This window comes from Massilia sp. ST3, from assembly GCF_018119405.1.
Taxonomy (GTDB): domain Bacteria; phylum Pseudomonadota; class Gammaproteobacteria; order Burkholderiales; family Burkholderiaceae_D; genus Telluria.
Genome location: NZ_JAGPWC010000016.1, coordinates 72,689 through 87,578 on the forward strand (window position 1 = coordinate 72,689; position 14,890 = coordinate 87,578).

At 68.1% G+C, this 14,890-nt stretch carries 13 protein-coding genes; 7 read left to right on the plus strand and 6 right to left on the minus strand.

Translation table 11 applies throughout. The features are described 5' to 3' along the window. Positions 1-15 precede the first annotated feature (15 nt). Positions 16-1,080 (plus strand): fatty acid desaturase, encoded by a 1,065-nt coding sequence (locus tag KBW98_RS07730; RefSeq protein ID WP_211519544.1) that lies wholly within the window; start codon positions 16-18, stop codon positions 1,078-1,080. After that, positions 1,077-1,907, plus strand: coding sequence for a metal-dependent hydrolase (locus KBW98_RS07735; RefSeq protein WP_211519545.1), 831 nt, complete (start codon positions 1,077-1,079; stop codon positions 1,905-1,907). Before KBW98_RS07730 ends, KBW98_RS07735 begins: the two co-directional genes overlap by 4 nt. Before the next feature lie 21 nt (positions 1,908-1,928). Here KBW98_RS07735 and KBW98_RS07740 read toward each other — a convergent pair whose 3' ends face one another. The 3 genes from KBW98_RS07740 to KBW98_RS07745 are packed head-to-tail and all read right to left on the minus strand — an operon-like array spanning position 1,929 to position 3,490. Further along, positions 1,929-2,648: a helix-turn-helix transcriptional regulator gene (locus KBW98_RS07740; protein WP_211519546.1), complete on the minus strand. Its 720-nt coding sequence runs from the start codon at positions 2,646-2,648 to the stop codon at positions 1,929-1,931. 53 nt (positions 2,649-2,701) lie between these two features. Next, entirely contained in the window at positions 2,702-2,824 is a 123-nt protein-coding gene (locus KBW98_RS24055) for a hypothetical protein (protein WP_267876129.1), read from the minus strand. A gap of 45 nt (positions 2,825-2,869) precedes the next feature. Continuing rightward, positions 2,870-3,490: a TetR/AcrR family transcriptional regulator gene (locus KBW98_RS07745; protein WP_211519547.1), complete on the minus strand. Its 621-nt coding sequence runs from the start codon at positions 3,488-3,490 to the stop codon at positions 2,870-2,872. Positions 3,491-3,671: 181 nt separating this feature from the next. On the opposite strand from KBW98_RS07745, the gene KBW98_RS07750 reads away from it, so the two are divergent. Beyond that, positions 3,672-4,136 (plus strand): helix-turn-helix domain-containing protein, encoded by a 465-nt coding sequence (locus tag KBW98_RS07750; protein WP_211519548.1) that lies wholly within the window; start codon positions 3,672-3,674, stop codon positions 4,134-4,136. A gap of 164 nt (positions 4,137-4,300) precedes the next feature. Continuing rightward, on the plus strand, positions 4,301-5,227 hold the full coding sequence (locus tag KBW98_RS07755; protein ID WP_211519549.1) for a helix-turn-helix domain-containing protein: 927 nt from the start codon (positions 4,301-4,303) through the stop codon (positions 5,225-5,227). 79 nt (positions 5,228-5,306) lie between these two features. Here the strand turns inward: KBW98_RS07755 and KBW98_RS07760 are convergent, their stop codons facing one another. The 3 genes from KBW98_RS07760 to KBW98_RS07770 all read right to left on the minus strand — a co-directional run bounded on the left by KBW98_RS07760 (position 5,307) and on the right by KBW98_RS07770 (position 11,822). Further along, positions 5,307-6,623 (minus strand): MFS transporter, encoded by a 1,317-nt coding sequence (locus tag KBW98_RS07760; protein WP_211519550.1) that lies wholly within the window; start codon positions 6,621-6,623, stop codon positions 5,307-5,309. After that, on the minus strand, positions 6,620-9,106 hold the full coding sequence (locus KBW98_RS07765; RefSeq protein ID WP_229429047.1) for a family 20 glycosylhydrolase: 2,487 nt from the start codon (positions 9,104-9,106) through the stop codon (positions 6,620-6,622). Before KBW98_RS07765 ends, KBW98_RS07760 begins: the two co-directional genes overlap by 4 nt. Before the next feature lie 67 nt (positions 9,107-9,173). Next, on the minus strand, positions 9,174-11,822 hold the full coding sequence (locus KBW98_RS07770; protein ID WP_229429048.1) for a TonB-dependent receptor: 2,649 nt from the start codon (positions 11,820-11,822) through the stop codon (positions 9,174-9,176). Positions 11,823-12,231: 409 nt separating this feature from the next. On the opposite strand from KBW98_RS07770, the gene KBW98_RS07775 reads away from it, so the two are divergent. From KBW98_RS07775 to KBW98_RS07785, 3 genes are all read left to right on the plus strand, one after another. Next, positions 12,232-12,876: a choice-of-anchor J family PEP-CTERM protein gene (locus KBW98_RS07775; RefSeq protein ID WP_211519559.1), complete on the plus strand. Its 645-nt coding sequence runs from the start codon at positions 12,232-12,234 to the stop codon at positions 12,874-12,876. A 65-nt stretch (positions 12,877-12,941) separates the two neighbouring features. Beyond that, complete coding sequence (locus tag KBW98_RS07780; RefSeq protein ID WP_211519551.1) at positions 12,942-13,349, plus strand: post-PEP-CTERM-1 domain-containing protein; 408 nt, start codon at positions 12,942-12,944, stop codon at positions 13,347-13,349. Between the two features lie 2 nt (positions 13,350-13,351). Next, positions 13,352-14,827: a PA domain-containing protein gene (locus KBW98_RS07785; protein WP_211519552.1), complete on the plus strand. Its 1,476-nt coding sequence runs from the start codon at positions 13,352-13,354 to the stop codon at positions 14,825-14,827. Positions 14,828-14,890: the final 63 nt, after the last annotated feature.

The following is a 14,890-nucleotide window of genomic DNA, read 5'->3' on the forward strand; positions in this document are numbered from 1 at the left end:
ACGGACCACCTGACCATGTCGCCATACATTGTATTCTTCCTGCCGGCGCTGGTGCTGTACGCGACCTGGTTCCTGTGGTCGCGCGAGCACGGGGACCTTGCCTTCGCCTGGGCCGCGATCGCCTTCATCTTCGCCGTGGTGCCGCTGGCCGACACCTTGGCGGCGCGCAGGCGCAGGCAGCGCCCGGATCCCTCCCCGGATCGCCCGGTGAGCGAGCTCCTGATCGTCCTGCTCAGCCTTCCGCTGCAGGTCTTCAACATCTTTTTCTTCGCCTGGTTCATCGCCAGCCACGAACTGGCCTGGTGGGAGTCCGGCACGGTGCTGTTCATCGCCGGCATCCTGTCGGCGCTGTACGCCCAGAACCCGGCGCACGAGCTGATCCACCACGGCAGCCGCTTCGAGCGCGTGGTCGGCACCATGCTGTTCTCGACCAGTATCTATTCGGGCGCCAAGCTGGCCCACGTGCACAGCCACCACCTGCTGGTGGCCACCCACCGCGACCCGACCTCGGCCAAGTACGGCCAGTCGCTGTACGCCTTCCTGCCGGGCGCGGTGGCGGTCAACCTGTTCGGCTGGTGGGGCCCAAAGGGTGGGCAAGTGGCGCGCGCCTCGCTGTTCCGGCGTAAGATCGTGCTCGAGAACCTGCTCGGGTACGGCATGAGCCTGGGCTGGGCCACGGCCATCGCCCTGCTGTTCGGCGCCGAATCCCTGGTGTTCTTCCTGCTCCAGTCGGCGATCGGCATCCTGGTGCTGGAAATGATGAACTACATCGGCCACTACGGCCTGGAGCGCCGCGTCGACGCCCAGGGGCGGATGGAAGCGGTGTCCGAACGCCATGCCTGGGATTGCGACCTCCCCTTCAGCAACCTGGTGCTGATCTCGGTGCAGAAGCACTCGGACCACCACATCAATCCGAACAAGCCCTATGGGGAGTTGCGCTGCACGCCGCACAGCCCGCGCCTGCCGCTGTCCTACCCCCTGCTGTTCCTGCTCACCCTGGTGCCCTTCCTGTGGCGCCGCGTGATCCATCCGCGCCTGGACGCCTACCGCGCCGGCGGCGCGCAAAGGGAGGCGGCATGAGGCAGATTTGCCACAGCAGCACCCCGGTGGAATTGGCCTTCCCGACGCCGCGCTTCGATTTTTCGGGCTGCGAGCCGGCCAGCTGGAACGGCGGCTCGGCCCCGCGCAGCCATTTCTGGAACACGATGTCGAGCCTGCTGCCCAACATCGAGTTCTGCGCCATCCGCAGCCTGATGCCGCTGGTGGCCCAGATCCACGACCCGAAGCTGGCGCGCGAGGTGCGCCAGTTCTGCGACCAGGAAGCGGCCCACGGCACTGCCCACTCGCACTTCAATGTGGAGCGCCTGCACCGCGACTATCCGGGCCTGGCCAAGATCGAGGCCTGGGAGCGCGGCTTGTTCACCTTCTTCGCGCGGCGCCTGCCGCGCAGCCTGTTCCTGGCGCTGTTCGTCGCGGTCGAGCACTGGACCGCCGCGTTCTCGCAATACGGGCTGGAAGAGCCGGACGCCTGGTTCGCGGACTGCGATCCGGCCATGTTCAAGCTGTGGGAATGGCACGCCGTGGAAGAGCTGGCGCACAAGGCGGTGTGCTACGACGTGTTCCGCTTCCTGGGCGGACGCTATGTGGCGCAGGTGGCGGGCATGGTTCTGCTGCTGGCGGCGGTCATGCTGCCGGGGATCGTCCTGCGCATGACTTACCTGTACTGGAAGGACGGCCTGCTGTTCAAGCCGGGCGCCCACCTGGGTTTCGCCGCGTATCTGTTCGGGCGGCGCGGCGTGCTCACGCGTACCGCCCTCGATTTCCTGCACTACTTCAATCCACGCTACCGGCCCTGGGACGTGGATTCGCTGCCCCTGATCCGCGCCTGGCAGGCGCGCACGGAGTAAGACGCGATGCCGGTGCAGGCCTCAGTGCAAACATTTCGCGATGGCCTGCGTCCGGTTATTGACCTGGAGCTTGATGAGGATGCGCTGCACATGGTTCTTGATGGTCGAGACCGCGACGCCGAGGATGCAGGAAATCTCGGAATTGGTCTTGCCCATCCGGATCCAGGCCAGGATCTCGCGCTCGCGCGGGGTCAGCACCGCGGCCGGATCGTCCTTTTCCTTCTGGCTTTCCTCGAAGGCCAGGCGCGACAGCACGCTGTGCAGGATCGGCGTCATGATCGACAGGTTGCGGCGCAGCGACTCGCCTTCCTGGGCGGCACCGGCCTTGGGGTCGGTCATGCACAGGTAGGTGGTGGAGCCGTCGCGCACCTCGGTGTTGGCGGCCACCGCCACCCGCGAGAAGCCCTTCTGGCGGAACATCGCCTGCCACAGCGCTTCGCCGCCGCCGTCCGGGCACAGGTCCTGCATCACCGGCGAACGCGCGGCGCGCGATTCGTGCAGCAGCGGCATGGTGAGATAGCGGTCCTGGATATCGAAAGTTTTGATCAGGGCGCCCGGGAAAGACGAGGACACGAAGAAAGGCGTCATCGAGAATTCCGGCTGCATGCGGCCGAAGCCGATCAGCACGCTGCTGGCCCCGCTGTTGTCGATCAGGTGGGCGTCGGCCCATTCCGCCAGTTGTTGTCGGGTCCCGACCTGCGTCAGGTGTTCGATCGCGCTCAGCACAGTTACATCGTTCATTTTGGTCCTGCGAAGTTATGATTATTCGGAAAAACGAGATTGCAGGGATCGATCTAGGCGAGCAGGAAGACCGAGAAGTCTTCGTTGCGGTTCGGGATCGTGTGGACAAAACGGGCCGCGTAAACCATCGTGGCGATACCGGCGGCCGCGGACAAAAGCAGGAAATAGCTCAGCATGATGGGACTTTCTCTGTGGTTGGAATCGGGGACCTCGGGCCGCGCCTACTGCAGCGTGACCGGCGCCTGGGTGTAGGAAGCGAGCAGCCGGCGGCAGGCCAGCACCATGCGCTGGCCGATGCTCTCGTCGCGGAGAAAACGCGCGTCGTGGGCCATGCCGACCACCAGGCTGTGGATCTCGAAGATCAGCTGGTCGCAGTTGGTGCCGGGCGGGAGCTGGCCCAGCTCGACCGCGTCCTGCACCAGTTGGCCCAGCAGGGCGCGCCAGCGCGCCAGCCCGTGCTGCAGGCGCTGGTGCAGGGCCGCGTCCAGCGCGGCGCCGTCGAAGGCGCCCGCGATGTACAGGCAGCTCGCGCCCATCGCCGCCCCGCTCGCGCGCAGGGCCAGCTTGCGTACATGTTCTTCCAGCGCCGGCAGGCCGCGCGGCGCGGCGCGCGTCGGCGCCACCACGTCGCTCAGGAAGCGGCGGTCGTATTCGTCGAGCACCGCGCGTTGCAGGCTGTGCAGGGAACCTGCGCGGCAGAACACGCCGCTCTTGCTCATCCCCAGGCGCTTGGCCACCTTGCCGAACGAAACCTGGGCGATGCCTTCCGCCATGGCGATGTCGAGCGCCGTCACAACGATCTCTGCCAGGGTTTCATCCGCTTTGGTCGATATTGTTTTCATCGCAGTATTGTTCCGAAAAATTTCTGATGGGACAACTCTTATACATACTAGTTGCGGTTTTTTAACAACTTTTCCCCCTTTGGTGGGGGCGAACTGTGTCATGCTCACTGGGTTTCGTTTTGCAAGTGAGTAGAATATTAAGCGATAGACTTTCAATTTGCAAGTATGTAAAATAGGGATTATGGATACCCGTTCAACTACCGCCTGCCCGATTGGCCGGGCCGCCCACCTGATCGGCGACGAATGGATCATGCTGCTGCTGCGCGAGCTGTTCCAAAGCCCGCAGAAATTCGACGAGCTGCAGAAAAAGACCGGCGCCGCCACCAACATCCTCTCCAACCGCCTCGGGCGCATGGTCGCGAACGGCCTGGTGGCCAAGGTGATGTACCAGGAGCGCCCGCCGCGCTATGTCTACCGCCTGACCAAGCCCGGCCTCGCGCTGCTGCCGATCGCGCTCGAACTGATGCGCTATGCGGAGGAATGGATGCCCACCGAGCTGTGCTCGCCGCTGCAGCTGCGCCACACCACCTGCGGCAAGCTGACCCGCGCCGGCCAGGTATGCTCGGAATGCGGCGGCGCGATCACGATCAAGACCGCGCGCCTGGAACAGCGCGACCTTGCCGCCGAGCTGCCCGACCTCGCATAAAACTTTCCGACTGTTGCGCCGGCGCCTCACCTGTTTCGCCACGACATCGCGTTTGACCGCATAATTGATGCAGTTCAGTCAATACACGATGCGATGTCCAGCCGTCCCGCCCCTGTCCTCTTTGCCGCGCCGCGCCTGACCCCTTCGCGGGAAGGGCGGGCCGCATGACGGCCCGGGCGCCCGCGCGTACGCCGACCCGGGTCTCGCGCCTGTACGAAGTGATGGACCTGATGCTCGACTCGGTCGGCGATCCGCTCAACCTCCACAGCCTGGCCGCCTCGGCCAGCTACTCCAGCTTCCACTTCGACCGCATCTTCCGTGAGCTGACCGGCTTCTCGGCCGTCGAATACCAGCGCAAGCGGCGCCTGCGCCGCGCCGCCCACCTGCTGCGCCACGAGCCGGACGTGGCGGTCGGGCGCATCGCCCAGGATTGCGGCTTTCCTTGCAACGCCGCCTTTTCCAAGGCCTTCAAGCAGCAGTTCGGCATGTCGGCCAAGCGCTGGCGCGACGGCGGCTGGCGCGCCTACATGGACGCCCAGGTAGGGCGCGAGAGCGACGTCAGTTTCTTCGTGGCGGAGCCCGGCAACCTGGAAGTGATCCTGGCGCCCTACTGCCCGCCCGAACCGGGCAGCATCGCGGCGCGCATCGCGGTGCGCGCACTCCCCGCCGTGCAGCTGCGCTATCAGCGTTTCTTCGGCCAGTCGGGCGCCGCGCTGTCGGTCGCCTGCAACAGCTTCATCTGCGAACGCGAACGCGCGGGCCTGCCGCCCGGCAGTCCGTGGTACGGAGTGTTCGACGAGGATCCGGGCTTCACCGGCGAGGAGGAGTACTGCTACGACTTCGGTTTCGGCGCCGCGGCGCAGGCCGGGGAAGAGGACCGCCAGCTGGGCCTGCGCGTGCTCCCGGCCGGGAACTACGCGGTGCTGGAATTCCGCCACGAGTGGCCGCGCTTCCGCTCGATGTACGAGGACTGGCTGGACCGCCAGGCGGTCTGGCGCCTGGACAGCACCCGCCCCCACATCCAGAAGGTGGAGCGTTCGGCGGACGGGCAGTGGCAGGGCTGGCTGGCCCTTCCGGTCAAGAAGCGCTGAATGTCCTGATTTGGAGATTCGTTGAATGAAGGCGGCGAATCGCCCCATTGATTGATCAACGAACTTCCCATTCAGGACACTAGCCGGGGTTGCTGGTGTCCGCGCCGGGCGGCGCCTCCAGCCGCATGAACCTGCTCAAGACCAGCACCGGCAGCGCCGCCGCCAGCACCCACAGGAAGAAGCCGCGGTAGCCCAGGGCCTGCTGGATGTCGCCGCTGACCACCTTGGACAGCACGAAGCCCAGCTGCATGAAGCCGGTCCCCAGCGCATAGTGGGCGGTCTGGTAGCGGCCGCTCGCGACCACCTGCATGATGAACAGGATCACGCCCACGAAGCCGAAGCCGTAGCCGAACATCTCGACGCCGAGCGCGCCCGTGATCAGGGCCAGCGATTCCGGCTGGACCTCGCTCAGGTACCAGAACACGGCGTTCGGCAGGTTCACGGCCAGGATCAGCCAGAGCATCGCGCGCCGCAGGCCGAGCCAGGCGGTGAAGTAGCCGCCCGCGACGCTGCCCGCCAGGAAGGCCGCGGTGCCGACGGTGCCGTAGGCGAAGCCCACTTCGGCGGTCGTCAATCCCAGTCCCCCAAGGGCGCGCGCGTCGCGCAGGAACAGCGGTCCGATGCTCTGGATCTGCCCTTCCCCCGCGCGGAACAGGATGATGAACAGGATCGCCACCCAGATGCCGGGCTTGGCGAAGAAGCTGCGAATCACGTCGGCCAGGGTCGCCGCGACGTCCCTGGCCTTGCCGCCGGCCGGCTTGTCCCGCGGTCCGCTCGGGAGCGCGCGCAGGTGGTACAGGCCGAGCAGCGCCAGCAGGCCGCCCAGCAGCGCGAACACGGTGGTCCAGGCGAACCCGGTTCCCACGTGCTGCTCCAGGTAGCCGGCCAGCAGCAGCAGCCCGCCCAGCGACAGGAACTTGGCCGCATTGAAGAAGGCGCCCTGGTAGCCCGCATAGGCGGCCTGTTCGCGCTCATTCAGGTTGGCGATGTAGATGCCGTCGGCCACGATGTCATGGCTGCTGGAGGCCAGGGCCACCAATGCCAGCAGCGCGATGCACAGCGCGAACCAGCCGGGCAGCTGCAGCGCCAGGGCGACCAGGCCCAGGGCCGCGCCGCCCAGCAGCTGGAAGCCGACCACCGCCAGGCGCTTGCTGGGCGCCAGCTCCAGGAAGGGGCTCCAGAGCGCCTTGAAGGCCCAGGCCAGGCCGATGGCGCCGGTCCAGCGCGCGATCTGGTCGTTCGGCACGCCCATGCTCTTGAACATCTGGCCCGCCACCAGCGCCACCGCATAGAAGGGCAGGCCCTGGGCCAGGTAGAGGGTCGGCACCCAGGCCAGCGGATGGCGGCGCGCCGCGGCGGGAGGGCTTTTCAGGGGCAGGTCGTGCATGGCGGTCATGGCGTATCCAGGGTCAGGCTGACGATGCGGCTGCGGCGGCCGCGGGTATCGAAGCTGGCGATGCGGAACAGCGCGCCGGGCGCGAGCGCGACCGGGGCCGCGTAGCGCCGGCTGGCCGCCACCGGCTCCGAACCGTCCACAGTGTAATGCAGGGCCAAGCCCGGCAGGGCGACATTGGCATGGGCCGCGCCGTCCTGCAGCGCCACGCCGGGCGGCGGCAGGCGGTAGCCGTAGGGCGTGGGCGCGCGGTCCAGGCGCGGCAGCTCGCGCCGCGCCAGGCGGTTGGCGAACTCGTTCCAGTCGGTCTCGATCGCGGCGCCGCGCACGCGCGCGTCAGGGATGCGCTGCCAGCCGGGATCGGGCGACCAGGCCCGTTCCGCCAGCGCGATCAGGCGCGGCAGGGCCAGGTAGTCGATGCGCGCGGCGTCGCGCGCGTTCTCGCCCCACAGCTGGCCCTGCAGGCCGGCGATGCGCCCCTGCCCCAGCTTGTCGAGCGGCTGCATGGCGGCGCGCAGGCCGGGGTCGAGCGGCCGCCCCATCGGATCGCCGATGTCGTCGGATTCCGCGCCGGCGAGCGCGTCGAGCGGGCAGAACGCGAACGCATGCCGGGTTTCGACGAAGCCGGCCCAGTAGTAGCCCGGCTCCTCCGGATGCTTGGCGTAGGCCAGGTCGAAGTACAGGTTGGCCGCGTTGGACAGCACCACGCAATAGCCGGCATTGGCCAGGCGGTAGGCGCAGTCCTCCTGGCCCGAACCCCAGGCGTTGTTCCAGACGTAGGCGTGGAAGTCGCTGCCGGCGAAGCGGGGGTTCGGGCGCATGCCCTCCCCTTCCACGTGCACCAGCGCGGTTTCCTCCCAGCCGGCGAACTCGACCCCGTGGCGCGCCAGGATCGCGCGGCAGCGCGCCACGAAGTCGCCGTGCAGCTGCGCGGCCCCGGTCCAGCCCTCCATCGCCATCCTGGCGCGGCACACCGGGGAAGCGAGCCAGGCCCCGGCCGGCACCTCGTCGCCGCCGGTGTGGATCACGCGCAGCGGCGCGCCGGCCGCCCGGTACAGGGCGCACACCTCGCCCACCACGGTGTCGATGAAGCGGTCGACCGAGGGCAGCGCGATGCAGATCACGTTGTCGTGCCACAGCTGGACCGATTCGTAGTCCGAGCGGTCGTCCGGGTCGCTGAGCAGGTAGGCCCGCGCGCCTTCGGGGTCGCCGGCGGCCAGCAGCCGGTCATGGCGCGCCCGCATCGCCACCACCGCCGCGCGCGCGTGGCCCGGCATGTTGAATTCGGGGATGACGTCGATGTGGCGCGCCTTGGCGTGGCGCAGGATGGTGACGAAGTCCTCGGCGCTGTAGTAACCCGTGCCGGCCGAGGTCTCCACCGCGGCCCCGGAACCGAAGGACGGCGGCAGGCAATCCGGTCCCACGCCGCGCCGGGAACCGATCTCCGTCAGCTCCGGCAGCGCGGCGATCTCCAGGCGCCAGCCCTCGTCGTCGGTCAGGTGGAAATGGAAGCGGTTGAGCTTATAGGCCGCCATGCAGTCGAGCAGGCGCAGCACCGTCGGCACGGGGGCGAAGTGGCGCGCCACGTCGAGCATCATGCCGCGGTAGGCGAAGCGCGGCTCGTCCAATACCAGGCCGAGCGGCAGGCCGCCGTCCGCCTCCAGCAGCTGGGCCAGGCTTTGCAGGCCGTTGAAGACGCCGTGCGCGCTCTGCCCACGCACCCGCACCCGGCGCGCCGTGATCTCGAGTTCGTAGGCTTCCTGGCAGGCGCCTTCCAGCGCCACCTGGCCGAGCTGCAGCTCGACGCCGGTGTCGCCCGGGGGACCGTCCGGCAGGGCCGCCAGCATGGCCGACAGCAGCGCCGCCTCGTCGGCCAGCTGCGGTGCGTGGACCACGGGCGCGCCCGGCGCCAGGCGGCAGCGTCCGCCGCCGAAGCGGGTGAAGCGCGGCTGCGGCGTGATGCGCCCGATCTCCGCCTCCGGCAGCTCGCGCAGCCCGGCGTTGCGCAGGTGGCGCCGCGCGGCGTCCTCGGTCGGCAGACGGTCGAAGCCGGCGCGCCGGCGCTGTTCCTCGCGCACGAAGGGCGCGATCTCCGGGTCGCCCAGGTCGATTGGCGCGCCATCCTGGGGCACCAGGTAGAAGCCGAGCGGCGCGTCGGTGACGCTGATCGCCCAGTGCAGCGAATCGTATTCGACGCGGTAGCGCTGCTGCGGCAACCAGGGTTCGCCGCCGGTCATGCTGAGCCGGAACAGGTCGCCGTTGATGTGCTCGATGGCGAAGCCGGGGCTGACGCTGGCCGCCAGCGCCTTGCGGCAGGTGTTGAAGTAGAGCGTCCAGCCGGGCGCGATGGTCCGCGCGGAGACGTTGGCCAGCTCCAGGCGCGAACGGAAGCGGTCGTCGCGCGCGGTGTTGGTCAGGCATTCCCAGGAGATGGCGACCGGCGCGGCGGCCGGCGCCACGTCCATGGACGAGGGAGGTGTCGACATCGGTATCAGTGGTGGCAATGAGGGGGATGCGCCGCGGGCCGGGGCCCGCGGCGGTGGCGCAAGCGGCTTACAGCTTGCCGCGCAGGCCGAGGTAGAAGGTGCGGCCGTTCGAGTAGAACGCGCGCGGGCGGTCCTCGTTTTCGGCGTACATCCGGATGGTCTCGTTGGTGAGGTTGAGCGCGTCGAAGGTCAGGGTCAGGCGCTCGGTCAGCTTCACGTTCACCGACGCCGTCACGTTCTTCATGCCCGCCACGTGCTGGCTGGCGCCGCGGTCCACGCCCGCCTTGTAGCGCGAACGGTAGTTGTAGGCCAGGCGCGCCGAGAAGCGCTCGTTCTCGTAGTAGCCGGTGACGTTCCAGGTGTTCTTCGAGGAGTTGAGCAGCTCGCCGCCGTCTTCCAGTTCGCCGTCGGCGTGGGTGAAGTTCACCAGGGTGCCGAAGTTGTTCATGAAGGGCTGCTGCCAGCTCAGCTCCACGCCCTTGTTGGTGCCTTCGGTGTTGAAGGGCGAGGTGATCTGGTACTCGGCCAGGCCCGAGCGCTTGTTGTTGTAGTAAGTGCCGGTCGAGGTGCCCTGGGCCACGATCGAGCGCAGGTCCATGTAGAAGAAGCCCGCCGACAGCAGCGCCTTGGGCGCGTAGTACCACTCGGCGCCGACGTCGAAGTTGGTCGAACGCACCGGCTCCAGGTTGACGTTGCCGCCGCTGCCGCTCAGGGCGTCGTCGTTGAGCGAGACCGAGCCGCCCAGCGCGCTGTAGTCCGGGCGGGCGATGGTCTTGGCCAGCGCGGTGCGCAGGGTCAGGTCCGGCGTCGCCTCGTACTTGAAGTTCACGCTCGGCAGGTAGTCGCGGTAGGTGCGCTTGAAGGTGGTCGGGGTATAGGGACCGAAGGCCGAGCCCAGGATCGGGCTCGGGCCGCCCGGCAGGTTGACGACCGTGGTCTGGCGCGTCTCGATGGCGCGCAGGCCGACGTTGCCGCTCCAGTTGTCGCCGCCGAAGTCCAGCATGCCGTACAGCGCCGCGGTCTTCTCGCCGACCTGGAATTCGTCCATCCAGTTATGGCGCAGCACGTAGTCGAGCAGGCGGTTGCCCGGGACCGCGCCCCAGGCGCCCAGGGCCGCGCCGTCGTACTTGAAGTAGTTGGACGAGAGATTGCCGCCCAGGTCGTTGGCGAAGTCCGACGGGTACATCTGGCCGGTCCAGACCGGCCCCGGGTTGCTGAAGCCGACCGGCCCCGGACGGGTTTCGAGCGGGTGCTCGGCGGTGCGGTGGTGGTCGGTCCAGCGCGCGCCGAAGCGGAAGGCCTGCAGGGTCGGGTGGTCGAGGCGCCACTGGCCGTCGAGCTGGGCGTACTTTTCCTGGTCGACCGATTGCGCATCGCCGCCGCCGGCCCAGGCGGTGCTGCCGGGCGAGGCGGTATTGCCGCCCGGGTAGCTGACCGAGGCCGGGGACAGGCCGTTCAGCGCGTAGACCATGCCGCCGTCGACGTTGTTCTGGTAATAGACGTCGTCGCGGTCCCAGCCCACGCCATGGGTCTTGCCGAGCTTGCCCGACAGGGTCAGGCGGTCGCTGACGCGCCACTTGCCGTTCAGGTCCAGGTACCAGGACTCGCCGCCGGCGTCGGGACGATAGATGTTGTCGACCTCGCCCGCGTTGCGCTCGAAGGAGGCCGCCACCAGGGTGCCGTTGCGCACGACCGGATTGGCCGGGATCAGGTTCATGCTGTTGATCGAGTTGGCCGGCGCCGCCAGCCAGTTGGTGTTCTGGTGCGGCGCTTCGAGCTTGGAGTAGAAGCCGTTCAGGTCCACGCTCAGGCCGGCTGCGGGGCGCGCCTCGATGTCGAAGGCGCCGCCCTGGCGTTTCTTGGTCTGCTCGAACAGGCTGGCGCCGATGAAGGTCGGCACCACCACGCCGCGCAGGGCGGGATTGGCGACGGCGGCCGCGCTGGTGGGGCTGATCGGGGTGTAGCCGAGGATCTCCTGGCCGTCGCGGCGCACCGTGGCCTTCTCGGAGAAGCCCTGCACCAGCACGCCGAAGGTGCTGGCCGCATTCTTCCAGCTCACCAGCCCGGACAGGTGCGGCTCGGCCTGGTCGGACAGGTCGTTGTAGTTGGCCTGGATCGAGCCCTCCACCGTCAGCGGCTGGCGGAAGTCGAGCGGACGGCGCGTGATCACGTTGATGGCGCCGGACACGCCGCCTTCGACCAGGTCGGCGGTGGGGCTCTTTTGCACCACGATCGAGCCAACCAGCTCGGACGGCAGCAGCGAGAAGCTGCTCGATCGGCCGACGTTGCCGCCGATCTGGTTCAGCACGAACCAGTCGCCGGTGCTGATCGCATGGCCGTTGAACAGGGTCTGCTGCAGGCTGGGGCTGGTGCCGCGCAGGCTGACGCGGTCGTTTTCGCCGAAGCCGCCCTCGCCGCCGGCCGAGGATTGGGTGTTTACGCCCGGCAGGCGCTGGATCGCGTCGGCCACGTTCTTGTCGGGCATCTTGCCGATGTCCTCGGCCGTCACCACCTCGACCACCGCGTCGGCGTTGCGCTTCTGGCGCAGCGACTGTTCCAGCGCGGCGCGCACGCCGGTCACCACCACCGTCTGCGGTTCGGCCGCGGCCTGGCCGCTATTTTCCTGGGCCCAGCTCTGTCCCGACACCATCGCGCAAACCGCCACCGCGCCCGCGATCGCGGTGCGCTTGTACTGCCGTGCCATCCCTTGGTTCATGTGCTCTCCAAAAACGTCGATTTGATTGTTGTTCAGCCTTCCGGTCGCGACAGGCGGACGGCCAGGCCTTTTCTTTGTTGGTGGATCGCATTGTGGCGGCACTCGCATGGCCAGTTTTGTCAAATCTTGCTATCCCGTTGCCGCTTTCATATCGCCGGGAGGCGGTCCTGGCGGCGTGCAGGACGGCCATGCCGTGCTGTCACATTTTCTTACACGTTTTCCTGATTGCAGCCCATTCGTTAAAATTTTTTTAACAGAATCAAGCCTCTATCCTCTTGGCATGTTTGATGCTTCTAGGTATGTCTGTCCGCTACGGCGATCCCGCTGCGGCAGTATGTCCGGGGTGAAACGGTTCGTCCGTACGAGGTCCCGCGTCGCTCCGCTGTTCAACCTATCGGAGGCGTACTAGATGAAAAGATCAGTGTTGGTTGCCCTGGCGTTCGCCGGGTTCGTGGGCACCGCGCAGGCGGATGTGCTGCTGAGCGAAGACTTCAATAATGTCGCGGCCCTGCCCGGCCAGGGCTGGGTGCTGGACAACGAGAGCCAGCCTCCGGGCCCGGTCGCCACCTGGTTCCAGGGCGACCCCGAAACCTTCCCGGCCCACCTCGGCGCGCCCAACGCCTATATCGCCTCCAACTTCAACGTGGCCGCTCCCGGCGGCACCATCGAGAACTGGCTGATCACGCCGGAGTTCTCGACCGCGATGAACGTCGTGGTCTCCTTCTTCGTGCGCGGCGACGAGTTCGAAGGCTTCTTCGACCAGCTGGCCTTCGGCTTCAGCAACGGCAGCACCGATCTCAATGCATTCACCCTGGGCAGGCCGATCGTCGTGCCGACCGACGCCTGGACCAAGATCACCGTCCAGCTCAGCGGCCAGGGCGCCGGCGCCACCGGCCGCTTCGCCATCGTGCACACCGGCGACGCCGACCTGTCCAACTACGTGGGGGTCGACACGCTGCGCATCAGCGCCATCCCGGAGCCGACGACCGTCATGATCCTCGGCATCGGCCTGGCCGGCGCCGCGCTCGCGCGCCGCCGCACCCGGTCTGCCTGAGCTGATCCGCACCAGAAAAAACCAACACGATCGACTTCATCTGTAGTCCAAACCAGGAGAACGTGATGTCACTGAACGTGCAATTCCGCCGCTGCCTGCTGGGCGCCGGCCTGGCCCTGCTCGGCTTGTCAAGCCAGGCGCTGGCCCAGCAAGACCAGACCGCTCCGGCGGCCGACAACATCACCGTGGTGCGCGATGCCGAGACCGGCAAGCTGCGCGACGCCACGCCCGCCGAGCGCGCCGCGCTGCAGGCATCCAGTGCGCGCCGCACCCTGCGCGCCGCGCCCCAGCCGGTGCTGCAGAAGTACCACGCCAGCGGCGCCCAGGGAGCGCGCCTGACCGACGAGTTCATGAGCTCCTCGATGGCCGTGCGCAAGGCGGACGGCAAGCTCGAGATGCAATGCCTCGAATCCCATGGCCAGGAGGCCAAGGCGGTTCCCCACAGCCACGCGGTCAACCTGGATACGGAGTGATCATGATCGTCAAACCTGCCCATACCCTGGTTGCCCTCGCCTGCGCCCTCAGCTGCGTCGCCGCCGAAGCGGCCAAGATCACCATCACCAGCCGCGACCCGGCCGGCGTCGGCTTCAACGATCCAACCCCGGTGGCGCCGGTCGGCGGCAACCCCGGCACCACCCTCGGCCAGCAGCGCATGAACGTCTACCGCTACGTTGCCGACATCTGGGAAAAGAACCTGGCCAGCAATATCAACATCGTCGTCAGCGCCGGCTGGGAACCGCTCACCTGCAACGCGTCCAGCGCGGTGCTGGGCAGCGCCGGCGCCTGGAACATCTGGCACGATTTCCCGAACGGCGCCCCGGGCACCTGGTACCCGCAAGCCCTGGCCAACAAGCTGGCCGGGGTCAACCTCAGCGACGGCACCCCGGATGACGGCAGCGGCTTCGGCAATGCCGACATCAAGACCCAGTTCAACATCAACCTCGGCAAGCCCGACTGCCTGGCCGGCAGCCCCTTCTACCTGGGCCTGGACGGCAATGCCGGCACCCAGGTGAATTTCGTGGCGACCCTGCTGCACGAACTGGGCCACGGCCTGGGCTTCTCGGTCATGACGGTCAGCACCGGCAACGGCCGGCGCCTGAACGCCCAGGGCACCGCCTTCACCGACAACGGCCTGCCCAGCATCTGGGAACGCCACATGTACGACAACACCGCCGGCAAGACCTGGCTGGCGATGAACAGCGCCGAGCGCGCCGCCTCGGCCGTCAATCCCTTCCAGCTGGCCTGGATCGGACCGAACGCGGCCGGCGCCGCGCCCAAGCTGCTCAAGCCGGTGGGCCTGGCCAAGGCCACCGCGCCGGCGCCGGGCTATGACCGCACCGCCGACTACATCCCGGCCAGCTTTGGCCCGGCGCCGAAGTCGGGCTCCACGATGGGCGCCCTGGCCACGATCGCGGCCCAGGCCGGCGAAGCGGGCCCGGGCTGCAGCGCCTTCGACGCGGCCAATGCGGCGGCGGTGAAGAACAAGGTCGCCCTGATCAGCCGCGGCGGCTGCACCTTCGCGATCAAGGCCAAGAACGCCCAGGACGCGGGCGCCGTCGGCGTGATCGTGCACAACAACGTGGCCGGCGCCTTCACCGTGGGCGGCTCGGATCCGGCGATCAAGATCCCGACCATCGGCGTGTCGCTGGCCGACGGCCAGGCCTTCGCGGCGGCGGTGGCGGCCTCGGTCCCCTACGGCAGCCGCGGCAAGCCGGGCGTGGTGACCGTCACCCTGGGCCAGGATCCGGTGCGCCTGTCCGGCGCCGACGCGGCGCGCCGTCCGCTGCTGTACACGCCGAACCCGCTGGTGGGCGGTTCGTCGGTATCGCACTGGGACGTCACCGCCTCACCCAACCTGCTGATGGAGCCGAGCATCAACGGCGACCTCACCATCAACCTCAAGCCGCCGTATGACCTGACGGTGCCGCTGCTGAGGGACCTCGGCTGGTAAGCCAATCCGCCGGCGGGCCGCGCGCCCCCGTGCGGCCCCCCGGGCCCCGGTGGTGCCGTCGCC